General features: G+C 42.8%; 22 protein-coding genes and 1 pseudogene. 9 read left to right on the top strand and 14 right to left on the bottom strand.

The genetic code is table 11. From position 1 onward, the window contains the following. Positions 1 to 78: 78 nt before the first annotated feature. The 3 genes from dxs to xseB form a co-directional block, all read right to left on the bottom strand. Positions 79 to 1,944, bottom strand: coding sequence for a 1-deoxy-D-xylulose-5-phosphate synthase (dxs, locus tag LG003_RS14455; protein ID WP_262981024.1), 1,866 nt, complete (start codon positions 1,942 to 1,944; stop codon positions 79 to 81). A gap of 62 nt (positions 1,945 to 2,006) precedes the next feature. After that, a complete protein-coding gene (ispA, locus tag LG003_RS14450; protein ID WP_112879736.1) occupies positions 2,007 to 2,924 on the bottom strand; it encodes a (2E,6E)-farnesyl diphosphate synthase in 918 nt (305 codons plus the stop codon). A gap of 4 nt (positions 2,925 to 2,928) precedes the next feature. Then, the gene (gene xseB / locus LG003_RS14445) at positions 2,929 to 3,207 is read right to left on the bottom strand and encodes an exodeoxyribonuclease VII small subunit (protein WP_112879735.1); all 279 of its coding nucleotides are present in this window, start codon (positions 3,205 to 3,207) and stop codon (positions 2,929 to 2,931) included. Between the two features lie 199 nt (positions 3,208 to 3,406). Between xseB and thiI the strand changes: the two genes are divergently transcribed. Beyond that, positions 3,407 to 4,855: a tRNA uracil 4-sulfurtransferase ThiI gene (gene thiI / locus LG003_RS14440; protein ID WP_112879734.1), complete on the top strand. Its 1,449-nt coding sequence runs from the start codon at positions 3,407 to 3,409 to the stop codon at positions 4,853 to 4,855. A gap of 80 nt (positions 4,856 to 4,935) precedes the next feature. Here thiI and yajL read toward each other — a convergent pair whose 3' ends face one another. Continuing rightward, a complete protein-coding gene (gene yajL / locus LG003_RS14435; RefSeq protein WP_112879733.1) occupies positions 4,936 to 5,526 on the bottom strand; it encodes a protein deglycase YajL in 591 nt (196 codons plus the stop codon). Next, positions 5,489 to 6,401: pseudogene (gene panE, locus LG003_RS14430) on the bottom strand (2-dehydropantoate 2-reductase). Before panE ends, yajL begins: the two are co-directional and overlap by 38 nt. A 134-nt stretch (positions 6,402 to 6,535) precedes the next feature. On the opposite strand from panE, the gene LG003_RS14425 reads away from it, so the two are divergent. After that, positions 6,536 to 7,027, top strand: a complete 492-nt coding sequence (locus LG003_RS14425; protein WP_112879731.1) for a YajQ family cyclic di-GMP-binding protein — start codon at positions 6,536 to 6,538, stop codon at positions 7,025 to 7,027. A 124-nt stretch (positions 7,028 to 7,151) separates the two neighbouring features. Here the strand turns inward: LG003_RS14425 and LG003_RS14420 are convergent, their stop codons facing one another. The 9 genes from LG003_RS14420 to LG003_RS14380 form a co-directional block, all read right to left on the bottom strand. Then, a complete protein-coding gene (locus LG003_RS14420; protein WP_262981023.1) occupies positions 7,152 to 8,528 on the bottom strand; it encodes an MFS transporter in 1,377 nt (458 codons plus the stop codon). A gap of 156 nt (positions 8,529 to 8,684) precedes the next feature. Next, complete coding sequence (gene cyoE / locus LG003_RS14415) at positions 8,685 to 9,569, bottom strand: heme o synthase (RefSeq protein ID WP_113040807.1); 885 nt, start codon at positions 9,567 to 9,569, stop codon at positions 8,685 to 8,687. A gap of 12 nt (positions 9,570 to 9,581) precedes the next feature. Next, entirely contained in the window at positions 9,582 to 9,914 is a 333-nt protein-coding gene (locus LG003_RS14410; protein WP_036775099.1) for a cytochrome o ubiquinol oxidase subunit IV, read from the bottom strand. Then, positions 9,914 to 10,528, bottom strand: a complete 615-nt coding sequence (locus LG003_RS14405) for a cytochrome o ubiquinol oxidase subunit III (protein WP_112877923.1) — start codon at positions 10,526 to 10,528, stop codon at positions 9,914 to 9,916. Before LG003_RS14405 ends, LG003_RS14410 begins: the two co-directional genes overlap by 1 nt. After that, the gene (cyoB, locus tag LG003_RS14400) at positions 10,518 to 12,509 is read right to left on the bottom strand and encodes a cytochrome o ubiquinol oxidase subunit I (protein ID WP_112877924.1); all 1,992 of its coding nucleotides are present in this window, start codon (positions 12,507 to 12,509) and stop codon (positions 10,518 to 10,520) included. The genes LG003_RS14405 and cyoB overlap by 11 nt, the downstream gene beginning before the upstream one ends. A gap of 4 nt (positions 12,510 to 12,513) precedes the next feature. Further along, positions 12,514 to 13,449 carry a cytochrome o ubiquinol oxidase subunit II gene (gene cyoA, locus LG003_RS14395; RefSeq protein ID WP_262981022.1) on the bottom strand — a complete coding sequence of 312 codons (936 nt, stop codon included), beginning with the start codon at positions 13,447 to 13,449 and terminating at the stop codon, positions 12,514 to 12,516. 349 nt (positions 13,450 to 13,798) lie between these two features. Continuing rightward, positions 13,799 to 14,560 (bottom strand): nucleoside-specific channel-forming Tsx family protein, encoded by a 762-nt coding sequence (locus LG003_RS14390; RefSeq protein WP_112894575.1) that lies wholly within the window; start codon positions 14,558 to 14,560, stop codon positions 13,799 to 13,801. Between the two features lie 250 nt (positions 14,561 to 14,810). Further along, positions 14,811 to 16,289 carry a muropeptide MFS transporter AmpG gene (gene ampG, locus LG003_RS14385; RefSeq protein WP_112877927.1) on the bottom strand — a complete coding sequence of 493 codons (1,479 nt, stop codon included), beginning with the start codon at positions 16,287 to 16,289 and terminating at the stop codon, positions 14,811 to 14,813. A 53-nt stretch (positions 16,290 to 16,342) separates the two neighbouring features. Further along, positions 16,343 to 16,921: a lipoprotein gene (locus LG003_RS14380; protein ID WP_112877928.1), complete on the bottom strand. Its 579-nt coding sequence runs from the start codon at positions 16,919 to 16,921 to the stop codon at positions 16,343 to 16,345. Between the two features lie 243 nt (positions 16,922 to 17,164). Here LG003_RS14380 and bolA point away from each other — a divergent pair, with 243 nt between their 5' ends. From bolA to ppiD, 7 genes are all read left to right on the top strand, one after another. Then, positions 17,165 to 17,479 carry a transcriptional regulator BolA gene (gene bolA, locus LG003_RS14375; RefSeq protein ID WP_112877929.1) on the top strand — a complete coding sequence of 105 codons (315 nt, stop codon included), beginning with the start codon at positions 17,165 to 17,167 and terminating at the stop codon, positions 17,477 to 17,479. Between the two features lie 503 nt (positions 17,480 to 17,982). Then, the gene (gene tig / locus LG003_RS14370) at positions 17,983 to 19,287 is read left to right on the top strand and encodes a trigger factor (protein WP_112877930.1); all 1,305 of its coding nucleotides are present in this window, start codon (positions 17,983 to 17,985) and stop codon (positions 19,285 to 19,287) included. A 271-nt stretch (positions 19,288 to 19,558) separates the two neighbouring features. Beyond that, positions 19,559 to 20,182 (top strand): ATP-dependent Clp endopeptidase proteolytic subunit ClpP, encoded by a 624-nt coding sequence (clpP, locus tag LG003_RS14365; protein WP_058588443.1) that lies wholly within the window; start codon positions 19,559 to 19,561, stop codon positions 20,180 to 20,182. 137 nt (positions 20,183 to 20,319) lie between these two features. Then, a complete protein-coding gene (gene clpX / locus LG003_RS14360) occupies positions 20,320 to 21,591 on the top strand; it encodes an ATP-dependent protease ATP-binding subunit ClpX (protein ID WP_112877931.1) in 1,272 nt (423 codons plus the stop codon). A 208-nt stretch (positions 21,592 to 21,799) separates the two neighbouring features. Then, positions 21,800 to 24,154 (top strand): endopeptidase La, encoded by a 2,355-nt coding sequence (gene lon / locus LG003_RS14355; RefSeq protein ID WP_262981021.1) that lies wholly within the window; start codon positions 21,800 to 21,802, stop codon positions 24,152 to 24,154. A gap of 228 nt (positions 24,155 to 24,382) precedes the next feature. Continuing rightward, on the top strand, positions 24,383 to 24,658 hold the full coding sequence (gene hupB, locus LG003_RS14350; RefSeq protein WP_112877933.1) for a nucleoid-associated protein HU-beta: 276 nt from the start codon (positions 24,383 to 24,385) through the stop codon (positions 24,656 to 24,658). Positions 24,659 to 24,961: 303 nt separating this feature from the next. Beyond that, complete coding sequence (ppiD, locus tag LG003_RS14345; RefSeq protein WP_262981020.1) at positions 24,962 to 26,833, top strand: peptidylprolyl isomerase; 1,872 nt, start codon at positions 24,962 to 24,964, stop codon at positions 26,831 to 26,833. Positions 26,834 to 26,944 lie beyond the last annotated feature (111 nt).

The following is a 26,944-nucleotide window of genomic DNA, read 5'->3' as shown; positions in this document are numbered from 1 at the left end:
AGTTAATTAACTGTGTTGCTATATATAATAGTAAGGATAATAGGATAAATACCCTATTACCCTATTACCCTTATACACTCAGGAAAATAGCCTTTTATTGATGCTATTTTGAATACCTACGGCATCAAGTCCTAAATCTGCTCTGATTTCTTCCTGGCTACCTTGTGGTATAAATTGGTCAGGCAAGCCAATATTCAGAATCTGCACAAGGCGGCCTTCCTGCATTAGTAGTTCATTAACGCCACTTCCGGCACCTCCCATAATGGCATTTTCTTCCAGCGTGACTAATAAATCATGGTTATCAGCCATTTCTAATATCAATTCTTTATCCAATGGTTTGACAAAACGCATATCAACAACAGTCGCATCCAGTGATTCTGCTGCTGTTATTGCATCAGGTAATAGGGTACCAAAGTTTAGGATCGCAACTTTCTTACCCTGACGGCGAATAACGCCTTTACCAATTGGTAATTGTTCAAATGGTTGGCGTTCCGCACCCGTTCCGGTTCCTCGTGGATAGCGCACGGCTACTGGACCTTGCTGATAATGATAGCCAGTATGCAGCATCTGTCGGCATTCGTTCTCATCACTTGGCGCCATAATTACCATGTTGGGGATGCAACGAAGGAATGAAAGATCAAAGGCGCCTTGATGTGTCTGACCATCAGCACCTACGATACCGCCGCGATCTATTGCAAATAGAACAGGTAGATTCTGAATGGCGACATCATGGATAACCTGGTCATAAGCACGTTGGAGGAATGTCGAATAGATTGCAACAATTGGCCTGTAACCACCAATTGCCAAACCTGCGGCAAAAGTCACGGCATGTTGTTCTGCAATGGCGACATCGAAGTATTGATCAGGATATTCGCGGGAAAAACGCACCATACCAGAGCCTTCACGCATGGCAGGTGTGATCGCCATCAGTTTTTTGTCGTTAGCAGCCTCTTCGCATAACCAGTCTCCAAAGATTTTGGAGAAAGTAGGGCGGTTGTCTGAGCTTTTAGGTAATGCGCCAGTGGTCGGATCAAATTTAGGCACCGCATGCCAACTAATAGGATCTTTTTCAGCGGGGGCATAGCCACGACCCTTTTTGGTCATGATGTGCAGAAGCTGTGGTCCTTTCAACTCACGCATATTTTTCAGCGTTTGGGTCAATGTCAGTACATCATGTCCGTCGATGGGGCCAATGTAATTAAAGCCCAATTCTTCAAACAGAGTGCCAGGAACAACCATGCCTTTGATATGTTCTTCAGTTTTTTTCAGTAGTTCTTTAATCGGTGGTAGATTGGAAAAGACTTTTTTCCCGCTTTCCCGCAACGTGGTGTAGAGTTTACCGGATAGAAGTTGAGCTAGATGGTTGTTTAACGCTCCGACGTTCTCTGAGATGGACATTTCGTTGTCATTAAGAATGACTAACATATCTGGGTCGATATCCCCGGCATGGTTCATCGCTTCGAAAGCCATCCCCGCTGTTATCGCACCATCACCGATAACACAAACTGTACGGCGGCCTTTGCCTTCGCGTTGAGCAGCAATTGCCATACCTAATCCGGCGCTGATAGAGGTTGATGAGTGACCAACACATAAGGTGTCGTATTCACTTTCATCTCGCCAAGGGAAAGGATGAAGCCCATTTTTTTGACGAATCGTATCAATACGATTTCGGCGTCCTGTCAGGATTTTATGAGGATAAGCCTGATGGCCGACGTCCCATACCAATTTATCGAAAGGTGTTTTATAGACATAATGCAACGCCACAGTCAGCTCAACGGTGCCAAGACCGGAGGCAAAATGACCACTGGAGCGACTGACACTGTTTAGCAGGAATTGCCGAAGTTCATCACATAACTTCGGCAGGTTCTCTTTTGGTAACATCCGAAGTTCTTCAGGATTTTCCGCTAATGCCAATGTGGGGTATTTGGCTATATCAATGCTCATTTGATGCTCGTTAAGAAGTGTTTATTAATAGCGCTGCCAGTGGGTAAATTTACCGGCAGACCTTAGTTGTTACGTTCAATGATAAAGCTGGCAAGTGCGCGCAGCATTGCTGTGTTATAAGATTTATCTTCCAGTTTATTCAAAGCTTGTAATGCTTCTTGATACAGTTCGTATGCTTTTTTCTGTGCTTGTTCTAACCCCAATAATGCGGGGTAAGTGCTTTTTTCTAACTGTTGGTCACTGCCTTGGCGTTTTCCTATCATTTCGGTATCGCCGATGACATCAAGAATATCGTCTTGAACTTGGAATGCGAGGCCAATGGCCTGAGCATACTGATCTAATTCAGGTAAGGCATCATGCCCGCGTTGGCCTGCGCTATATGCGCCCATTCTGACGGCGCAACGAATAAGTGCGCCCGTTTTATGGCGATGAATGTGTTCCAGCATATGGAGATCAATGTGTTTACCTTCCGCAGCTAAATCCAACGCTTGACCGCCGCACATACCAGCGATACCGCTAGCGGTTGCCAGTTCGGCAAGCATTTCAAGGCGGTCTGCCGTTGTTACATCCGGCATTTCTCTTTTAGATAGGATTTCAAACGCCAGCGCCTGTAATGCATCTCCTGCCAGAATCGCGTGAGCTTCACCAAATTTTATGTGGCAGGTCGGTTGTCCACGGCGTAAATCATCGTTATCCATCGCCGGTAAATCGTCATGAATTAATGAAAAGGCGTGGATACATTCAACGGCTGCTGCTGGAGCATCCAGATTATTTGCAGATAATCCAAACAGTTCACCGACGGCATAAACTAAAAATGGGCGCAGACGTTTACCACCGAGTAAAGTGCCATGTTGCATTGTGTGAACTAGTGGATTGTCTGCAAATGCCAGTGAAGATAGTGTGCTTATCAGAACGTTATTGACTCGTTGTTGACAGATTTTAAGCTGTTCTTTAAATTGGGTTGAATTTTGTTCAGACATAGGCTTATTCAGTATCCGGGGAGAAATGACTCAGTGGAGATTGGACATCATTGTTAATCAGAATCTGCACTCGCTGTTCTGCTTGTTGCAAAGTTTGTTGCCCTAGACGGGCTAATTGAATACCACGCTCAAATTCGCTTAGGGCTTCTTCCAGTGCCAGTTCACCTGATTCCAGCCGGGCGACAATCTGTTCCAGCTCTTTTAATGAGCTTTCAAATGTCATTGCCGGTGCAGTTTCTGGCGTACTGTTTGTACTTTCTGATATTGCATTTTTCTTTGGCATAATTTTTTACTATTTATACAGAGTTCGCCTGAGAGTTGCAGACTATCCTATTACGCTGGTGCAAACAAATTCTTAACTGATTTTGTGTTTTTTCCGCGCTGTACCACGAGATAGTGTTATACTTCGCGGCCTGATTTGACAACCAAAACATACCATTAATTTTATTTATCAAAATGCCTAACCGCTACTATAACTTACTATGAAGTTTATTATTAAATTATTCCCTGAAATCACGATCAAGAGCCAAACTGTTCGTTTGCGCTTTATTAAAATTCTCGCTAGTAATATTCGCAATGTGCTTAAAACATTAGGCGATAATATTGCAGTGGTTCGCCATTGGGATAATATCGAAGTTCGTACTAAAGATGAAAACCTTGGCGCTCAAATTTGTGATGCGCTGACACGTATCCCCGGTATTCACCATATTCTGCAAGTAGAGGAGCGTGAGTTTCGTGACATGCATCATATCTTTGAACAAGCTTATGAGGCTTATGGCGAATCGCTCCACAATAAGACATTTTGTGTTCGGGTTAAACGTCGCGGTAAACATCAATTTACTTCCAATGAAGTAGAACGTTATGTCGGTGGTGGTTTAAACCAGCATATTGAATCCGCGAAAGTAAAACTCAATCATCCTGATGTGACTGTTAATCTGGAAATTGATCAAGATGTGCTGATTCTGGTAAAAGCCCGTTATGAAGGAATTGGTGGTTTTCCTATCGGAACGCAGGAAGATGTATTATCTCTCATTTCTGGAGGCTTTGATTCTGGTGTTTCCAGCTATATGCTAATGCGCCGTGGCTGTCGCGTTCACTATTGCTTCTTCAATCTTGGCGGTTCTGCTCATGAAGTTGGTGTGAAACAGGTTGCTCATTATCTTTGGAATCGTTTTGGCAGTTCCCATAAAGTCCGTTTCGTTGCGGTGGATTTTGAACCTGTTGTCGCTGAAATTTTGGAAAAAGTTGATGATGGTCAAATGGGGGTGGTGCTTAAACGGATGATGGTCAGAGCGGCATCTCAAGTTGCAGAGCGCTATGGCGTGCAGGCGATTGTTACCGGTGAGGCTTTGGGACAGGTTTCCAGCCAGACACTCACTAATTTGCGTTTGATTGATAATGCATCGGATACGTTGATTCTGCGGCCACTGATTTCTCATGATAAAGAGCACATTATCAGGTTGGCACGTGAAATAGGCACTGAGGATTTTGCCCGCACAATGCCTGAATTCTGTGGTGTTATTTCAAAAAGCCCGACAGTAAAAGCTGTTAAAGCTAAAATTGAAGCGGAAGAGGCGAATTTCGATTTTAATATTTTGGAAAAAGTTGTCAGTGAAGCTCAGAATATTGATATTCGCCAGATAGCAGAACAAAGCAATCAGCAAGTGGTTGAAATTGAAACGGTGACAGCGTTCGCTCCGACGGATGTGTTATTGGATATTCGTTCGCCTGATGAACAAGATGATCGGCCATTGCAGTTAAATGGTGTGGAAATCAAATCATTGCCATTCTATAAGTTGAGCAGCCAGTTTGGTGATTTGCCAAAGGATAAGACTTATTTGCTCTATTGTGAACGTGGGGTAATGAGTCGTTTGCAGGCACTCTATTTATCTGAGCAGGGTTTTGATAACGTGAAAGTTTATCGGCCTTAATTGTATTTAATTATACATTTCGGGGTTCCTATTATGTGAACCCCGAATCGTATAAAGTAAGATGTTTTTGTCTATTTTTTTCAATCCTGATAAGAATATACACCTAGTGGCAATATGAGTTGAGCCGCCACCTCTGCTGCTGTTGCTCGTCCTTTTAATAATTCAATGAGTTTTAATGCGAAATCGAAAGCTGTCGCTGGCCCTTGGCTGGTCAATAGATTGACACGATCATCAAAACAGACTCGGCAATCAATCCATTTATCGGATGAAATTTTGTCTTGCAAACCGGGGTAGCCGGTCATTTTGCCAGTAGGGAATAAATTATGGTGTTCAAGTACGATAGCAGGCACGGCACAAATTGCAGCGATAATTTTTCCTTGATAATGTGCCTTGCGGATTTTTTCGATAACGAGTGGATTATCACGGAAACACTCGGCACCCTGCATACCGCCGGGTAAGATGATGGCATCGAAAGATTCATCAATAACTTTTTCCAGAGGGACATCAGCAACCAGTTTCACACCTCTGGAGCAAGTTAAAATCAATTCTCCATCGCTGGCGGTGCTGGCGATCGTAACACTGATGCCAGCGCGTACCAGTAAATCAATGGTTGCAACGGCTTCTATTTCTTCACTACCGTGAGTTAGGCAGATGAGTGCTGAAGGGTTCATAATCATCTTTCCTTATGTTTTACTAGATTATAGATACGGGTATTTTCAGGGGTAGAAAGACCATGTGCACGGGCCCGGCGTAATAAATAACCGGTGATATAGTCAATTTCAGTGCGACGTTTTGCGCGGACATCCTGCAACATGGATGAGTAGTTTTTTGCTGTAAGCTTAATCACATCGTAGACATAGGCAATCAGGTTGTCGATAGTGGTATGGATGTTTTCTCGTTGCATAACCTGAATAATTTCTTCGCACAAAATATTCAATTGTTCCGGGTAGCGAAGCAAATCGCCATTTTGGCATTCATAAAGTGCAGTCAGCGGGTTTACGACACAGTTAGCGGCAAGTTTCAGCCAACTAATAGAGAGAATTTCATTATGCCATGCAACATCTGGCAAAGATTGGTGTAATACATTAGCCAGAGAGCTAAGCTCAGTTGCATTTGACGTTGCTGAGCCAATATGGGTTAGCCCGGAAGCGGTATGATAAACCCGTTGGTCATCCTGATATGCGCCATGCGTTGTGACACCAAGAAGTATTAGATTAGGCGCTGATAATAGTTCTTCTTGGGTACCCATGCCATTGTGTAGTAATAAGATTGGACAATTAGGTGAAAGTTTGGGGAGTAAATTATTCACTGCATCAGCGACTTGCCATGCTTTCAGACAGACAATCAGTAATTCGCTGTTGGCAAGATGGTCGTTGTTATTAGTTGGGATTGGTTGGTTGAAGACTTGCCCATTCATTTCGTCAATATGAACAGATAAATAAGACCGAGAACTTTTTAGCCAACCCTGCACTTGATGTTTTTGTTGTGATAATGCTGCTAGCCACAGTTTTCCTATAGCGCCACAGCCAAGAACGGTTATCTTCATATACACCTTTTGAAAGACGCTGCCATAATATTGGATGGAAATAATAAGATCCCGCTAACCCAAGTATAGCGCTTTTGCTGGCAATGGAAAGCGGTTATCATGCCAACTTATTGATTATCAGGAGGTCATGGATAATGCCATCTTTCGATATTGTTTCAGAAATTGATATGCATGAAGTTCGCAACGCGGTAGAAAATGCGCAGCGCGAGCTTGCTAGCCGTTGGGATTTCCGTAATGTCAGCGCCAATTTCGAGTTAAATGAAAAAAATGAATCTATCAAGATTGCCAGTGAGTCAGATTTTCAGGTAAATCAGTTGGTTGATATCATGCGTGAAAAGTTGGCTAAACGTGGTATCGATGGTGCTGCATTGAATATCCCTGATGATATGTTGCACAGTGGTAAAACTTACAGCGTTGAAGCGACTCTGAAGCAGGGGATTGATACCCCTACGGCGAAAAAGATCGTGAAGCTGATTAAGGATAGTAAGCTGAAAGTACAGGCACAGATTCAGGGGGAGCAAGTGCGAGTGACAGGTAAAGCTCGTGATGATTTGCAAAGTGTTATGGCATTAGTTCGTGGCGCAGAGCTGGGACAGCCATTCCAGTTTACTAATTTCCGGGATTGATTTTCCGCCTAATGGATTGATATATCTAGCCTAATGTGGAGAGGGGTATTCTGACTAGGAATACCCCTATCCCAGTTTCCCTTAATATCGAATCGGAGTGAGTAGGGGTTATCTGGTTTGATATTTAATCTATCGTGTTATTATTGGCTATCAATTGTTCAAGTTGTGCTCTGCTTGTCAGCTTAGTATCTACTTTTATGTAGGCACTATGCTCCTCCGGAACAATAACGACATCGCAAACGCCTGGCTGAACAAGAATTTTTTGTTCCAGCAATGCTTTATTGACTATATTTTCTGGTAGAAAAATTCTGATGCTGCTGACATAAGGAGGTTGTTTCATTGTTATGCTAATAATGAGCCAAATGATTGTCAGAACGATACCTGCCGCAAATACCAGCGGTGCTCCTTTTAATTCATATAACCAACCACCGAGACCACCCCCTAAAGCGACACCTAAAAATTGGCTGGTGGAGTAGATACCCATTGCTGTACCTTTATAACCCGCTGGTGCTTCTTTACTGATAAGTGATGGCAGGATAGCTTCCATTACATTGAAAGCAATAAAGAAAATTTGTATGCCGATAAAAATCACCCATAAGTGATGTCCCGCCGCCCACAATACAATTTCAGCAATCAGCAGCATCGTGATACACAGTGAAAACACTTGTTTCATGCGGCGCTTTTTTTCTGCGTAAATAATGAAAGGTAAAACAGATAAGAATGAAACTAGCATAGTGATCAGATAAACCTTCCAGTGTTGTTGGGTAGGGAGCCCCGCTTGTTGCATCACCAAAGGAAGGGCGACAAAACTTGCCATTAACAAAGTGTGCAAACTGAGAATGCCAAAGTTAAGTTTTAGCAACTGGCTATCAGCCAGAACCTTACTGAAACTGTGACGAACAATGCCTGATTCACGGTTAATAATATGTTTATCGGTGGAAGGAACAGCAAATAATGTTATCAGAATGCCACTACCGGCCAGAATGGTAATTCCCCAAAATAGGCCATTTAATCCAATGGCATTCGTAAGGATTGGGCCAAGTACAATGGCGATGGCGAAAGTTATTCCGAAGCTAATGCCAATAAAAGCCATCGCTTTAGTTCGATTTTGTTCACGGGTTAAATCAGAAAGTAGCGCCATAATTGCAGCAGATATCGCTCCAGCGCCTTGTAACGCTCGCCCAATTATTATGCCCCAGATGGAGTCATTGAGAGCAGCAATAATACTGCCAAGGATGAATAGCAATAATCCGCCAACAATTAAGGGCTTACGGCCAATTTTGTCAGAAAACAGGCCAACAGGGATCTGGAAAATGGCTTGGGTTAGACCATAAATGCCAATGGCGATGCCAATAAGTGTTTCGGTGGCATCTTTTAGATGAAGTCCATAGGTTGTTAATACAGGAAGAACCATGAACATGCCTAGCATTCGCAGAGAAAAAACTGAACCTAGGCCCCATGTCGCCCGAAGCTCAAGTGGCGTCATTTTATTATCGTTCATGATTACCTCGAAATATTTTGATGCGTCATTGTAGATAGGTTTTCAATAAGGGGTAAATAGTTAATTGAATTAATAATATTGAAGTGTTAAGGAGAGTGGATAACAGGCTGGAAGGAAACTGATGGCAGAGGGGGTAGCCACTGCCATCAGGGAAAATTACCGGACGTAAGTTAGGAAGGCTTCTGAGGGCACATGTGGGTCAATAGACATCATGACACTCAGGGAAGTGATTGCCACAATGGAAAATATAAATAATTTACGAGCCCAAATGCGGTCATTATCAGTTTTGTAACCGGATAACGCCATTCCTAGCCACCAGACGCTCACTGCTGCTGCAACAACCAGATATTTGTAACCAGCGTAACCGCTGATGGCTAACATAAGGGTTGCAATCATAAATGCTAGGATATAAAGGATAATGTGGTTTTTCGCCACAGATATGCCTTTAATGACGGGCAGTACAGGAATATTGGCTGCCTGGTAATCTTTGAAACGAAAAATAGCAATGGCGTAGGAGTGCGGCATTTGCCACAGGCTGAAAATCAGTAACAGGATCAACGCGCCCGTATCAAACTGACCAGTTACTGCACAATAACCGATAACCGGAGGTGCAGCACCGGACAAACTGCCGATCAACGTGCCATAAACAGATTTCCTTTTCATATAGAGGCTGTAAACCCCTACATAGATGACAAAACCGATAATCGCTAATTGCATTGCTAAAGCATTGGCTGCTGCATAGAGCAGCACTATGCCAGCAATACCCAGTATTGATGCATAAATCAGGCTGATTTTCGGATCAATAAGCCCTTTTACAAGGACGCGGTTTTTTGTTCTTTCCATGATCCGATCGATGTCACGGTCAATGTAGTTGTTAAATACACAACCAGAAGCCACGACTAGTGAAACACCGAGCAGAGTCGAGATGAACAAAGGGTAATCAATCACCCCTTTCGAGGCGAGTAGAAAACCACCGATCACAGAAATTAAATTGCCGAAAATAATTCCTGGTTTAGTTACTTGCAGGTATTGCTTAATCATATATGCAGCTCTTTAATCAACCATCATATTAATGTTGAGGTTGTACATAATCCATAGTGAGCCAACAACAACAATACCGATAATCAAGATAGTGAACAGCAATGCGACTAAGTTCCAGCGCTCTTCTGACGAAGTGTTCATGTGCAGGAAGTAAATAAAATGAACAATAATCTGCACCACAGCCAGAGCGACTACTGTTGTCAGGATAGTCGTATGGGAGGCGGAACCATCCATTACCATCCAGAACGGAATCACTGTCAGGATGACCGAAAGAACAAAGCCGATCAGATAAGACTTCAGGCTACCGTGGCTAGCTCCAGTATGAGCGGTATTGGAATGACTCATTACATAGCTCCTAACAGATAAACAACGGTAAATACACAGATCCATACCACATCCAGGAAGTGCCAGAACAAGCTCAGGCAGTTCAGACGGGTTTTATTTACATCAGTTAAACCGCGGCGGGTTACTTGGATTATCATGATGATAATCCAGACCAGACCACAGGTAACGTGGATACCGTGAGTAGCAACCAGTGCGAAGAATCCGGACAAGAATGCACTGCGGTCAGGGCCGTGGCCGTCAACAATCAGGTGATGGAATTCGTACAATTCCATCGCCACGAAGCCAAGGCCGAACAGGAAAGTCATACCGAGCCAGGCGTTAACCTGGCCGACTTTTCCTTTGTTCATGCCTAACATGGCAAAGCCATAAGTGATACTACTGAATAACAGTAGGAAAGTTTCGACCAATACGAAAGAGAGGTCGAAAATCTCTTTACCAGATTTGCCGCCTGCGGTTCCGTTAACGAGTACTGCATAAGTCGCAAATAGACATGCGAACAAAATACAGTCACTCATCAAGTAGACCCAGAAACCGAATACTTTAGTGGCTCCCGCATCGTGGTGCCCGTGATGCTCGTGGGCATGATTGTGGTTAGTCATAGTTTCAGTTGACATGGTTCAGACCTGCCTTGCTAATTTGTTCATGGTGTTGATTCTCAATTTGCTCAACTTCAGCAACGGGTACGTAGTAATCAACATCTTCATCAAAGCTTTTTGCAATCCAAGTGATAATCATGCCCGCAAAGCTTGCGATAGCTAGCCACCAGATATGCCAAATCATGGCGAAACCAAACAGCAAGCTGAAGCCAGCAATAATTACACCTGCACCGGCATTTTTAGGCATATGAATTTCTTCATACTTAGCAGGACGTTTATAAGCTGTGCCTTTTTCTTTCATATCCCACCATGCATCACGCGTTTGCACATGTGGAACGTCAGCAAAGTTATAAAACGGTGGTGGAGAAGATGTTGCCCACTCCAGAGTACGCCCGCCCCAAGGGTCGCCGGTCAGGTCACGGTTTTGGTCACGGTCACGGATACTAACGTAGAATTGAATGACCTGACACAGGATACCAACGGCAATCAGTGCAACACCAATCGCGGAGACGACCAGTAGAGTATGGAATTCAGGGTTGATATCTTGGCTAATACGGCGAGTCATCCCCATAAAGCCGAGCGCGTAAACTGGCATAAAGGCGATAAAGAAGCCGATAATCCAGAACCAGAATGCGCGGATACCCCATTTTTCGTTCAGTGTGAAACCGAAAGCTTTCGGGAACCAGTAAGCAGTACCGGCAAAACAACCGAAGACAACACCACCGATAATAACGTTATGGAAGTGTGCGATCAGGAACAAGCTGTTATGCAGAACGAAGTTTGCGCCTGGAACTGCCAGCAGAACGCCAGTCATACCACCGATAGAGAAGGTGACGATGAAGCCAACGGTCCACAGCATCGGTGTTTTATACTCAATACGGCCTCGATACATGGTGAACAGCCAGTTGAAGATCTTAACGCCTGTCGGAATCGAGATAATCATGGTGGCTATGCCGAAGAAGGCGTTAACGTTCGCACCCGAGCCCATCGTAAAGAAGTGGTGCAGCCATACAATGAACGACAGTACGGTAATGGCAATGGTTGCCCATACCAGAGATGTATAGCCGAACAGTCGTTTTTTCGAGAACGTCGCAGTCACTTCAGAGAAAACACCAAAGACCGGCAACACCAGAATGTAAACTTCAGGGTGACCCCAAGCCCATATCAGGTTGATGTACATCATCATGTTGCCACCCATATCATTGGTGAAGAAATGGGTGCCCATGTAGCGGTCAAAGGTTAGCAGGGCAATGGTAACTGTCAGAATCGGGAATGCGGCGATGATCAATACGTTAGTACAGAGTGCTGCCCAAGAAAATACAGGCATTTTCATCATGGACATGCCAGGAGCACGCATACGCAGGATCGTCGCAAAGAAGTTAACGCCTGTCAGCAAGGTACCAATGCCGGATATCTGAAGACTCCATATCCAATAATCGACCCCAACGCCTGGGCTATATTCTATACCTGAGAGCGGAGGATAAGCTAACCAGCCGGTCTGAGCGAATTCACCTACACCCAGAGAGATGTTAATCAGTGCAACGCCGACGACGAAAAACCAGAAGCTCAGTGAGTTCAGGAATGGGAATGCCACGTCACGAGCGCCGATCTGTAGTGGAACCACGATGTTCATCAGACCGACAACAAAAGGTGTCGCCATGAAGAAAATCATGATGACGCCGTGGGCGGTAAAAATCTGGTCATAGTGATGCGGTGGCAGGAAACCTGCTTCACCCGCAGAGGCGACAGCCTGTTGACCACGCATCATGATGGCATCGGCAAAGCCACGGAGCATCATGACCAGAGCCACGATAATGTACATAATACCGATTTTCTTGTGGTCAACGCTGGTTAACCACTCGCTCCATAGCCATTTCCATTTACGGAAATAGGTCAGGGCTCCGACAATTGCGAGCCCTGCGAAGAGAATCCCTGCAAGAGTAACCATGACAATGGGCTCATGCAGTGGGATTGCATCAAGTGTTAATTTTCCCAACATTACTTTATTCCTCAACTCCGGCATGAGCAGTTTCGCTCATATTCATGTTATGACCTGTTGTTGCACCGTGGCCGCCATGCATATTCATGTTGCCCATAAATTTGGCAATAATGTCTTGATACAGGTTAGGTTTAACGCTTGAGAAGTATTCAACCGGATGATTCTGGCTTTGTTTGGCTAACTCATCAAATGCTTGCATGGTATCCAAGGTTTTGGGAGAGGCTTTCACTTTTTGAACCCATTGTTCAAAACTTTCCCGATCTGCGGTAGCGGTAGCAGTAAATTTCATGCCAGAGAAGCCGTGACCACTATAGCTACTGGACAAACCTTTATAAACGCCAGGTTCATCGGCAATTAAGTGAAGTTTAGTCTGCATACCAGCCATTGCATAGATTTGACCACCTAACTGCGGGATGAAGAATGAGTTCATCACGGAATCAGAGGTGATTTTGAAGTTAATAGGCACTCCGGTAGGAAAAGCAATTTCGTTAACTGTAGCAATACCTTGCTCCGGGTAAACGAATAGCCATTTCCAATCAAGAGAGATGACTTCAATAGTTACGGTTTTTTCATCGCTAACCAGCGGCTTATATGGGTCAAGCTCGTGGGTTGTTTTCCAGGTAATGGTTGCTAAAATAATAATGATAATGATAGGAACGGTCCATACTACCAGCTCAATTTTATTTGAGTGTGCCCAGTTAGGGCGATAGGTAGCACTTCTATTGGCTTCGCGGTAACGCAGGGCAAAAGTGAATGCCATGATGATTACCGGAATAACGATGATCAGCATCAGGCCAATAGCCGTGAGTATCAGCGTTTTTTGTTCAGCGCCGATGGCGCCTTTAGGGTTCATCAATACCATATCGCAGCCACTCAGCACAAGAGTAGCCGCTAGTATTGACAATATCCCAATACTTTTATTGTATTTCATAAGTCTCATCTAACGACTCCAAATAACAAAAGCTCTATTGTCGTTTCATCAGTGCGGGCATTCTACGGTAAGGCTACTGGAGTGTAAACATTTGTAATAGTTAGTTGAGGGGTTGTTACCCTTTATGTCGATGGGATCACATGCAAATGGAGGATTAATCAGAAGTTAGCTTGAAAAGGTTATTTAATTGTAACGAAATAGGGCGGAAATACGAATTTATATTAAAGTTATTTTATATTTTTTAGAGAAGAGGAAAAAAATATAAAAATTTGCTTTAAAAATTTCCACCGCGGCCATCTTATTTAAGAATTAAATTAATTGTGAGCCACTTTTGGTAGCTCACAATTAAAATCAATAATTAGAAATTATATTTGATAGTGTAAACAATCCCATCCTGCCAGAAGTCTTCACCCAGTTTATGATCGGCATATCGATATTGAATGCCGGTTGTGAAGGATTGGTGAGGTGTCCACCATAACGCTATTGCACCATTGGTACCGTTCCGTCCACCGTTGCCATAGCGTTCATTCCGATTAAGTTCTATTTCATTCCAGTTAGTTATGCTGAATTTTTCTTCCCAGAGTTGAAAGTCGTAACCCGCAACCCAACCAACGACATAGCCGTTATTACCGGAGTAGAAAGTTTGGTCAACATAGTGCAGCGCAACAAACGGTTTGAACCAGACACCGGCGAAATCAGTATTGTAGCCAATACCATAGAGGGTATTTACCTCATGGAAGTTCCCGCCATGTGCTGTACCTGGGAGGGAGTAAGTACCATAAACATGACCATAGAGATTGAAACCCGTATCAGCCAGATAAAAACGACCGGTTGTTTTAAAAGTGTATCTTTGGTTATCCCCTGGTTCAGCATGCTGCTTGTTGAAAGCATTTTCCAGATCAAAGAACCCGTATAATTCACCCCAGTTAAATCCGGCTCCGCCTTCCAGTTCCAGGTAGGCAAAGTCGTCTTTATGAGAGGTTTGCCCTGACTTGTGTGTGGTATGGCTAGTCCAGTCGAGGTAGTTCATGCTGATATTAGCAAAGCCCCCTTGATATTCAGCATAAGCTGGAACTGAGACGGTGGTGAATAAAGCAGTAGCCAGAATGGTTGTTCTCATAAATTTCTCTAACGCATCCATGAAAAGAGGTTTTGGGTTTTAAAGCTATATTAAATAACCCTTAAAATGGTAGTCTAATTCTACGCGGATATGAATATCGAACAATCAAATAATCACTCGAAAATAGCATTTTTGGGCAAATGACTATTTGAAGTGTGATCGCTATCACTTAAGTATTTAAAAAGAGGGCAGAGATATCAAAGGCTGACAGTCGTCAACCTTTAATAAAGTCACTTAATATTTTCGCCTTTTAAGCCAATTTGTTCCTTCTTAATGCGAGATAATCTAGAAAGCTGCCGAGAATGGTGCCTGTGATACCAATCTGTGCTCCCCATAATAGTAATGTTTCGGCCAGATAAGGTGCATGAGTCCAGTTAAGAGCATTGGTGGTGATGGTAAGTAACCAGAACGTGAGCAAGATGCTTGCAAATGATAGTAAGCCAAGAGCTAGACGATAGAAATTTCTAAACTCAGTACGTGGCATAAAATCGTTAGCTCGTTGGGTATAAGCCAGAGTCTGGCGGCAGATAAATAACAGCAATAAGCCTGGAACAGAGGCCGCTATAGAGAATAGATAGAAGTTTGGCCAGCCATGTAACTCAACGAACCAACCCGCGATTGGGCCGACATAGACGCGTCCAACAGCAGATAAGGCAGATAATAAAGCAAACTGTGTTGCAGAGAATGATTTATGACATAACGCCATAAGTAAGGTAACAAATGCAGCGGTTCCCATTCCGCCACAGATATTTTCCAGAAAAATGGCGCTGCCCATAGTGTAGATATTTTTGTCAGTAATGGATAACAGCCAGTATCCAATATTGGAAATCGCTTGAAGAATGCCAAAGATCATGAGAGAGCGGAATAAACTCCATCGTTGCATCAGATAACCACCATATAATGCACCAACGATAGTTGCTGTTAATCCCAGAGTTTTGTTGATCATTCCAACTTCACTAGCATCAAAACCAATACCACGGATAAGAAATGGGGTACTTAGGCTGGCAGCAAAGGCATCCCCCATTTTATACATGACAATTAACAGCAGTATCAGCCACGCATTATTGCGATTAAAAAAATCGGTTAATGGTTCTATTGCAGCTTGCTGGAGTGTTTTTGGTGGTAGAGCGTCAATCTCAGGTTCTCTAGCTTTTAACGTCGCATAGACGCCAATCAGCATTAGTCCAGCCATCAACCAGTAGGTGTGTTGCCAGCCAATATAGCGGTCTGCGATCCATAATGCTAACCCGCCTGAAACTAACATGGCTAATCGATAACCAAGTACCGAAACGGCAGCACCTACACCCCGCTCTTCGCTACTCAATAAATCGGCTTTATAAGCATCAAAGACGATATCCTGTGATGCAGAACAGAAAGCGACGGTTACCGCCAGTGTGGCTAGCCACCATAAATGTTGAGATGGCTGGAGAAAGCCCATTGCCGCGATACTGGCTATAAGTAATAACTGTGTAACAAGTAGCCAACCACGGCGACGTCCAAGAAAAGGGGGGATAAAGCGGTCCATAAAAGGGGACCAAAGAAATTTGAAAACATACGCTTGGCCGACAAGTGAAAAGAAGCCAATTGTTTTAAGATCAATGTCTTCAACGGTCATCCATGCTTGCAGGGTGCTGGCAGTCAGTGCGAGCGGTAAACCAGAAACAAAGCCGAGTAAAAGCAGGATTCGTGAGTTATGTTGGGTAAAAACGGTGAGATAACGATAAGACATGAGCCTCCCAAGACCCTGCCCTTGGCGGGCAGAGTAAATAATTAATCCTTTAATTAGCGAGCATTTTGTTTGATGAAATTGCTGATGGAAGGATCTTGAGCCATATCTGCTATGACTTCTGATAATACAGTATTAACTGCATCAGCAATTTTTTCATTAGTTGCGCCTAAAGGACCTTGTACATTATAGCTAGTGCGATAATTCTTAACTTGTTTACTGCCATTTTGCGCTGTGCTAATGATGGAAATATCGGCTTTTGTTGAAATATTATGGCGCAGGCTACCTTCTTTAACGTCTGCATATAAATTGTTCACAATAATTTGTAGATTGGCATTGGCCGGAGAGCCAATCATATAACCACGAGCGGTCATCTGTTTTTCCAGGATTTCCTGGAGTAGAAAGCGCAGATCACGGGATGGTTTCAGTATTTCCAGCTTTGCATTGCGGTTAACTTGAGCAAGTGTCTGAGACTGACGATTGTCGGCACCGCTGATACTGATGGTAATCGCACCCATCGTTGGGTCTGCTGTTGGCAATGTAATTTTAGGTTCGATGGTCAGGGTATTGCTGGGAGCTGCACAGCCTGCAAGAAGAAAAAGTGCAATGAGTGGGAATAAGATTCTTTTCAACATGTTAATTTTCTCATCAGTGATAAGGATATCCAGTAATACTTATCAATAGCATAAATTACGTCAATAATAGCACTGCCTTTTGATCATGGCATATCTCTGATGGGGTAAACGCATATAAAAACCTTATGATGTGAGATTCGATTAAAAGATATTTTAATGCGTTGATGCTATAACTTATGGAGAATAGACTAAAATTATTAGTATGGTTGGCAGTATGACTACTGTGTGGTTAAGGGGAATGATATGGTGTATCAGGATATAGAAGAGAAATTACAGGTTGCATTTAATCCCTCATATCTTGAGGTCATTGATGAAAGTTATCGTCACAATGTACCCATAGGTTCTGAAAGCCATTTTAAAGTCGTAATCATCAGCAATAAATTTGCTGGTGAACGTATGCTAAATCGCCATCGTTCTGTTTACAGCGTATTATCGGCAGAATTGTCCGCAGGTGTTCATGCTTTGGCGTTGCATACCTATACAGAAAAAGAGTGGAATGAATTACAGGATACTGTTTTAGCGTCACCGGCATGTCGTGGGGGTAATATTGTTGCCTGAAATCTGCTGATCGATGCTTAATTTGGGGCGTTTTCTTACACAACTGAATAAATCCAGTGAACGGTCTTCGGGCCGTTTTTACGTTTTATACCCATCATCTTTCAAGTTGCCTCTTTGTTGGCTGCACTCGCTCATCCCGGTCACATCGTTATCTATGCTCCCGGGGATTTGCTCCCTTGCCGTCGCGATCCATCTTGAAATCCATAGGGTATATATATGATACATTTTGGATGCAAATTTAGCCGTTGAATAGTCGTTATCCTGTGAAGTTGATGAATAGTTCGGGCTTTTTTCAGCAATTCTCGACTCACACCCTCTGCATCGCTATAATGTCGCGTCTAATTTTTAGAATGGTTTCGGGACGCTTCTGACATCAGGGATTCTCGGTTTTTAAATGCGACCGCCCCGGTTCGTAGAGAGTGTTGCGATTGGTACATAAAATATGTGCTGGTTGTATGGTCTCTGGAGTTGACCGAGCACTATGATTTTTTTGAGGTAAAAAGATGCAAGTTTCTGTTGAAACCACTCAAGGCCTTGGGCGTCGTGTGACAATCACCGTTCCTGCTGCCGATGTTGAGAAAGCAGTTAGTAGTGAGTTGGTCAATGTAGCAAAAAAAGTTCGTATCGATGGTTTCCGTAAAGGCAAAGTGCCTATGAACGTTGTTAAACAACGTTACGGTGCTTCTGTCATTCAGGATGTTCTGAGTGATCTGATGCAACGTAACTTTATTAATGCAATCATCGAACAAAAAATTAATCCAGCAGGTGCGCCAAGTTATGCACCAGAACAATTCAAAAATGGTGAAGATTTTACTTACTCTGTAGAGTTTGAAGTTTATCCAGAAATTGAATTGAAAGATCTGGAATCTATTGAAGTTGAAAAGCCCGTTGTTGAAGTAAAAGACGAAGATGTTGATGCAATGCTGGAAACATTGCGTAAGCAGCAGGTTAATTGGAAAGAAACTGAAGAAGCTGTTAGTGCAGAAGATCGTGTGACTGTTGACTTCAATGGTTCTATCGATGGTGAAGAGTTTGAAGGCGGTAAGGCTTCTGATTTTGTTCTGGCTATGGGGCAGGGTCGTATGATCCCAGGTTTTGAAGAGGGTATCATTAGCCATAAAGCTGGGGAAGAATTTACCATTGATGTGAATTTCCCAGAAGATTATCACGCTGAAAATCTGAAAGGTAAAGCTGCTAAGTTTGCAATCACGTTGAAAAAAGTGGAACAGCGTGAGCTGCCAGAGTTTAATGAAGAATTCATCAAACGTTTCGGTATTGCTGATGGCACTGTTGATGGTCTGCGTGCAGAAGTACGTAAAAATATGGAACGTGAACTGAAAAATGCAGTTCGTAACCGTATTAAATCTCAGGTTATCGAGGGATTAGTTAAAGTTAACGAAATCGAAGTTCCTGCTGCTGTTGTTGATAGCGAAATTGATGTTCTGCGCCGTCAATCTGCTCAGCGTTTCGGCGGCAATGAAAAACAAGCTTTGGAACTGCCTCGTGAACTGTTTGAAGAACAGGCTAAGCGTCGCGTTGTTGTTGGTTTGTTATTAGGCGAAGTTATCAGTAGTAATGAATTGAAAGCTGATGAAGAACGTGTTAAAGCATTAATTGAGGAAATGGCTTCTGCCTATGAAGCTCCTCAAGAAGTGATCGAATTCTATGGTAAAAACCAAGAATTGATGAATAATGTTCGTAATGTTGCTTTAGAAGAACAAGCTGTTGAAGTTCTTCTGGGTAAAGCAAAAGTTTCTGAAAAAGAAACAACTTTCAATGAGTTAATGAATCAGAATCAAATGGCATAAGCTTTAGTTTTGTCATGAGATAATGAATTTATCATCTCAGTGGAATGAACCCGCAGATTAACCTGCGGGTTTTTTTATAAATAAGAGGCAAGATTTTTCTTGAAAAAAGTGGGTTTACCCTCAGATCCTTTTTAATATTATGTATATGATTGCAAAATTTTTCAGGGGGATTCCCCCTTGATTGGCTAACTTTGAATCATGGTCATCATCGCTTATCTCAAGTAGAATTGGTTATGAATGGCACCAACATGAATTCTATTAGGAGACGAAAATGTCATATAGCGACAAGCGGGATCAATATGCGCCTCACATGGCTTTGGTGCCGATGGTAGTTGAACAGACTGCTCGTGGAGAACGTTCATACGATATCTATTCTCGCTTATTAAAAGAGCGTATTATTTTCCTGACCGGTCAGGTTGAAGATCACATGGCAAATCTGGTTGCAGCTCAGATGTTGTTTCTTGAAGCAGAGAATCCGGAAAAAGATATTTTCTTATATATCAATTCACCAGGTGGTGTGATTACTGCGGGAATGTCCATCTATGATACGATGCAGTTTATTAAACCGGATGTCAGTACTATTTGTATGGGGCAGGCATGTTCAATGGGAGCATTCTTGTTGACTGCTGGGGCAAAGGGAAAACGTATCTGTTTGCCAAATTCCCGGGTTATGATTCATCAGCCATTAGGTGGTTTCCAGGGGCAAGCTACAGATATTGAAATTCACGCTCAGGAAATACTGAAAGTGAAATCGCGTATGAATGAGTTGATGGCAAAACATACGGGAAGACCTATTGAAGAGATCGCGAAAGATACAGAACGTGATCGTTTCTTGTCAGCAGACGAAGCCGTAGAATATGGATTGGTTGATAAGATTTTCACCCATCGCGATTAATTTATTATTCCCAGAAGCTATAATATAAACATTCGGCTTACCACTTGGTAAGGCTATGACGTTCGGGGTAATAGCAGAAGTTTCCTGCTTTGCCAGACGAATCTGGGTGAGCAGTTGATAAAGTGAGGTTGTGACTGATGACAGATAAGCGCAAAGACGGTTCAGGAAAGCTGCTGTATTGCTCTTTCTGCGGGAAAAGCCAACATGAAGTGAGAAAATTGATTGCTGGCCCGTCAGTGTATATCTGCGATGAATGTGTGGATTTATGTAACGACATCATTCGCGAAGAAATTAAAGAGCTTGTACCACATCGTGAGCGTAATGCATTACCAACGCCTCATGAAATTCGTCAGCATTTGGATGATTATGTAATTGGTCAGGAAACGGCGAAAAAAGTGTTGGCGGTTGCTGTTTATAACCATTACAAGCGGTTACGTAATGGCGATACCAGTAACGGTGTTGAATTAGGTAAAAGTAATATCCTGCTGATTGGGCCGACAGGGAGTGGTAAAACACTATTGGCTGAAACATTGGCCCGTTATCTTGATGTTCCTTTTACTATGGCAGATGCGACTACGCTGACTGAAGCGGGATATGTGGGAGAAGACGTAGAAAACATTATTCAGAAATTACTGCAAAAATGTGACTACGATGTGCAAAAAGCTCAGCGCGGTATTGTTTACATTGATGAAATTGACAAGATTTCACGTAAATCTGATAACCCGTCAATTACTCGGGATGTTTCAGGTGAGGGCGTACAGCAAGCGCTGCTGAAACTGATTGAAGGTACAATTGCGGCGGTTCCCCCTCAGGGGGGGCGTAAACATCCACAACAGGAGTTTTTGCAGGTAGATACCTCTAAGATCTTGTTTATTTGTGGCGGTGCGTTTGCAGGTCTGGATAAAGTGATTGGTCAGCGTCTAAATACCAGTACAGGTATTGGGTTTGGTGCGAAAGTCAAAGGTGAGTCAGAAAAAGCGACTGAAGGCGAATTGCTTGCACAGGCTGAGCCAGAAGATCTCATCAAATTTGGTCTTATCCCTGAATTTATTGGGCGGTTACCTGTTGTTGCCACGCTCAGTGAATTGAGTGAGGATGCGTTGATCCAGATTTTGAAAGAGCCTAAGAATGCGTTGACCAAGCAGTATCAAGCACTGTTTAACCTTGAAGGTGTTGATCTGGAATTCAGAAGTGAAGCCCTGACAGCTATTGCTAAGAAAGCAATGGTTCGTAAGACTGGTGCCCGCGGCCTGCGTTCTATCGTTGAAGGCGCATTGTTGGACACTATGTATGATCTGCCATCAATGGAAAACGTTGGGAAAGTTGTTGTAGATGAATCGGTTGTCAATGGTCAATCTGCGCCTTTACTGATTTACAGCAAACCGGATGCCCAGGTTTCTGGTGAATAATTGAGTCTAGGATAGGGAATTCACTAAACGAGATATTATTGAATAAAATGAGGGGACTACCCTCATTTTATTTTTATTAAAGTATCATACTATTGAATGTCAAATTCCTGTCCCCATATATTTTATATTCTATGGAGTGAAACTCGTGAGAACCGCGTTTCACGAGATTCCCTAAAAACTGGCGAAAGCTAAACGAAGAGAGAGCTCTATGAATCTTGAGCGTTCCGAACGCATAGAAATCCCTGTATTGCCTCTGCGCGATGTGGTGGTTTACCCGCATATGGTGATCCCATTGTTTGTAGGGCGTGAGAAGTCTATTCACTGCCTAGAAGTAGCAATGGATCATGACAAACAAATCATGTTGGTTGCGCAAAAAGAAGCTTCGACTGATGAGCCAGGGGTTAATGACCTTTTCTCCGTTGGTACAGTAGCTTCTATTTTACAAATGTTAAAATTGCCTGACGGCACCGTAAAAGTGCTTGTTGAAGGGTTGAAACGTGCCCGCATTACAACTCTGACTGACAATGGCGAACATTTTTCTGCTCATGCTGAGTATCTTGACTCACCGATCATTGATGAACGTGAGCAGGAAGTTATGATCAGGACAGCTATTAATCAGTTTGAAGGCTACATTAAGCTAAATAAGAAAATCCCGCCAGAGGTTTTGACTTCGCTACACAGTGTTGAAGATGCAGCTAAATTAGCTGATACAATTGCTGCGCATATGCCATTGAAGCTCAGTGATAAACAGACTGTTTTGGAAATGTCTGATGTCGTTGAGCGTCTTGAATATCTGATGGCAATGATGGAATCAGAAATTGATTTGTTACAGGTAGAAAAGCGCATCCGTAACCGCGTGAAAAAACAAATGGAAAAAAGCCAGCGCGAGTACTACCTGAATGAGCAGATGAAAGCGATTCAAAAAGAACTGGGTGAAATGGATGATGCGCCTGATGAGTATGAAACCCTGAAGCGCAAAATTGAAGCGGCAAAAATGCCCAAAGAAGCTCGTGAAAAAGCCGAAGCTGAATTGCAAAAACTGAAAATGATGTCTCCTATGTCGGCGGAAGCGACGGTTGTCCGTAGCTACATCGATTGGATGGTGCAGGTTCCGTGGGTTGCTCGCAGTAAAGTTAAAAAAGATTTAGTTAAAGCTCAGGAAACTCTGGATACCGACCATTATGGTTTAGAGCGTGTGAAAGAGCGTATCCTTGAGTATCTAGCAGTACAAAGCCGAATTAGCAAAATTAAAGGACCGATTTTATGTCTGGTTGGTCCTCCTGGGGTGGGTAAAACCTCTTTAGGTCAGTCTATTGCACGAGCGACCGGGCGGAAATATGTGCGTATGGCATTGGGTGGGGTCCGTGATGAAGCGGAAATTCGTGGTCATCGCCGTACCTATATTGGCTCTATGCCGGGCAAATTGATTCAAAAAATGTCCAAAGTTGGAGTGAAAAATCCCCTATTCCTACTGGACGAGATTGATAAGATGTCGTCCGATATGCGTGGTGATCCAGCTTCTGCCTTATTGGAAGTTTTGGACCCAGAACAGAACGTGGCATTTAACGATCATTATCTGGAAGTCGATTACGATCTGTCAGATGTCATGTTTGTTGCAACATCCAATTCTATGAATATTCCAGCACCATTGTTGGATCGCATGGAGATTATTCGTCTTTCCGGTTATACCGAAGATGAAAAGTTAAATATTGCCAAGCGTCATTTGCTGCCTAAGCAGATTGAACGTAATGCTCTGAAAAGAAATGAATTAATTATTGATGACAGTGCTATTATTGGCATTATCCGTTATTATACTCGTGAAGCCGGAGTGCGTAGTTTAGAGAGAGAAATTTCTAAGTTGTGCCGTAAGACGGTGAAGACATTGTTAATGGATAAAAATTTAAAACATATTGAAATCAATGCAGATAACTTGAAAGATTATTTGGGTGTTCAACGTGTGGATTATGGCCGTGCAGATACAGAAAACCGTATTGGTCAGGTCACAGGGCTTGCATGGACTGAGGTTGGTGGTGATTTACTGACCATTGAAACCGCGTGTGTTCCAGGGAAAGGTAAACTAACCTATACCGGCTCACTCGGTGAGGTTATGCAGGAATCCATTCAGGCAGCATTAACAGTTGTTCGTGCTCGTGCTGATAAGTTGGGTATCAACTCTGATTTCTATGAGAAACGGGATATTCATGTCCATGTTCCGGAAGGTGCGACGCCAAAAGATGGCCCAAGTGCGGGTATCGCCATGTGTACAGCATTAGTCTCCTGTCTGACCGGTAATCCAGTTCGGGCGGATGTTGCTATGACGGGTGAAATCACGTTGCGTGGTTTAGTTCTGCCAATCGGTGGCTTGAAAGAGAAACTATTAGCTGCCCATCGAGGTGGAATTAAAACAGTCTTAATTCCGGAAGAGAATAAACGTGATCTGGAAGAAATTCCCCAGAACATTGTTGCAGATCTACAGATCCATCCAGTTAAACGTATTGAAGATGTTTTGTCTATTACATTGCAGAACCCTGCGTTTGGCGCAGAATTAGTGTCAGTCAAGTAATACAAAAATAGTGAACTTTTTCAATAAGTATGAATGAAATATAGGCTGGTAAGTGAATTCAGGCTTACCAGCTTTTTTATATTATTAACTTGGATAAACTGCTTAATAAATATTTTGTTGTCTTATGATTTCTTGCCAATATCGGAAAGGATTGATATAACGGCACTGCTATCGGGTTATCCGTTGGGATTCTGATGCGGTAGTAAAAACTATATGGGGATGATAAGAGTGAATAAATCACAACTGATCGACAAAATTGCTGCTGACTCTAATATTTCTAAAGTAGCTGCGGGGCGTGTAGTAGATGCATTCATTTCTTCTGTAACGGGTGCATTGAAGGATGGTGATGATGTTGCTCTGGTGGGATTCGGTACTTTTGCTGTTCGTGAACGTTCTGCACGTACAGGCCGTAACCCTCAAACAGGAAAAGAGCTCAAAATTGCTGCGGCTAAAGTACCTGCTTTCCGTCCAGGTAAAGGTTTGAAAGACGCTGTTAATGGGTGACACAAACCAAATATTGTTTATCAGTTCTTGTTATATACCCTATGGATTTCAAGATGGATCGCGACGGCAAGGGAGCGAATCCCCGGGAGCATAGCGAACTATGTGACTGGGGTGAGTGAGTGCAGCCAACAAAGAGGCAACTTGAAAGATGACGGGTATATTGGCAAACAATAGACTGACGAGATAGGTTTGGTAAGTTAAAATAGAAGCGCATCAATTGATTGGTGCGCTTTTTTTCTCTTAGCGCTTGAATTAGCGTAATATGGTATTTTCAATTTCACCAAAGCGGAGTTTTGCCTCTTTATGATGGACAACCTACGCACGGCGGCAAACAGTCCTGTGCTTAAAATCGTGCTGGCTCTCATTATCCTGTCTTTTGTTTTGACGGGAGTTGGGGGTTACCTGACAAGTGGAGCTGGTAGTTATGCTGCCGAAGTGAATGGTCAGACTATCAGTCGTGTTGAATTGGAGAGGGTGTTTCAGCAAGAGAGAGACACCTTGAAAGATCAATTGGGAGATAAATTCTCTGTGTTGGCAAGTGACGAACAAAGCATGAAGCAGATTCGTAATCAGGCTTTGGAGCGTCTAATTAATAATGTATTAATTGAACAATATTCCCGTGAATTAGGTTTATCTGCCAGTGATGAGCAAGTTAAGGATTTTATCCGAAATACTTCTTACTTTCAGATAAATGGTAAATTTGATAACAACAAATATCTGGAGTTGCTCAACCGTTCCAATATGAGTCCGGATCTTTTTGCTGAACAAACACGTCAGAATTTAGTTAATCAACAATTAATTATGGCTTTTTCTGGTAGTGAAATAGCTTTGCCGAGTGAAGTGAAACTCAATGCTGAATTGTTTTTGCAACAGAGAACCGCCCGTTTGGCTACACTGGAGCTGAAGAAAATTCAGGCGCAGCAGGAAGTAACAGATAAAGATTTGCAAGATTACTATAATCTGAATAAGAGCAGCTTTATTGCTCCTGAGGAAGTGAAAGTCAGCTATATCAAAATGGATGCTGTAGATGAAATGAATAAGGTTTCGGCTACGTCTGCTGACATTGATGCTTACTATGAGCACAACTTAAAACGCTATACACAACCAGAGCAGAAAAAGTACAGTTTAATTCAGCTTGCAACTGAAGCTGAGGCTAAAACAGTAGTTGATGAGCTAAATAAAGGTGCTGATTTTGGTAAATTGGCGGCTGAAAAGTCCACCGATAAATTTTCAGCGAAAAATCATGGTGATATCGGTTGGATGGAAGAAGATGCTCTTCCTGAAGAGTTGAGACAAGCTAATTTAAAAGAGAAAGGCCAAATTTCTTCTTTGGTTAAGGTTCTTAATGGCTTTGTTATTTTCCATTTGGATGAGATTAAACCTCAAATAATTAAACCCTTATCTGAAGTTCGCTCTGAAATTGAAAAAACGGTTAAGCAGGAAAAAGCAGTAGATGCTTTCTATGCTCTGCAACAGAAAGTCAGTGATGCTGCTACCAGCGATAATGAATCTTTAGCTGCTGCTGAGGAAATTTCAGGTATTAAGGTTGTGACGACTGATTGGTTTGATCGTAATCATGTGCCGGCAGAGATTAACTTTAGTTCTGTTATTCATGCCATTTTTGAAGGCAATCTTGTTGATGGGCAGGGGCCAACAGGAACTAACTCTGATGTTATCTCCGTTGAAGGTGATCGTGCATTTGTTCTGCGTGTAGACAATTATAAACCAGAAACAGTACAACCCTTCGAAAAAGTTAAAGAACAGGTTACTGAACTGGTTAAACGTCAGAAAGCTGAAAAACAACTTCAAGTCGAAAGCGATAAGTTACTGGCCGCCTTAAAGGAAGGTAAAGGTGAGCAAGCCTTGAAAAATGCAGGTATTCAGTTTGGTGAACCCCAGGTTATTCAGCGTACATCTCAAGATAATATGTTAGTTAATGCAGTGTTCGCGTTACCACAGCCAAAAGAAGGTCAGGCAGAATATGGTTTGACGAAAAATAGTTTGGATGACGTTGTGCTGATTCAACTGGATAAAGTGACTCCAGGTGTTGTATCGGAGGAACAAATTAAAAACATGACGGGTGTTTACCAGAGTGAAATGGGTAACGCTATGCTGGAATCTTTGCTGATAAGTCTGCGTGAAAAAGCCAAAATTAAGTTAGGTCATATCGAATAAAAATTTGCGGAGAGTATCGCAAATATCTTTGTAATTATCTTGTCAATAAAGGCCGCTTTCGCGGCCTTTCGCATATCTGATCTTCGTCCATTGTGCTCAAATTTATCTGTG

This window comes from Photorhabdus kleinii (assembly GCF_025384885.1).
Lineage (GTDB): Bacteria > Pseudomonadota > Gammaproteobacteria > Enterobacterales > Enterobacteriaceae > Photorhabdus > Photorhabdus kayaii.
The sequence above is the reverse complement of the archived record's forward strand: the minus strand, read 5'-3'. Positions and strand labels throughout refer to the sequence as shown.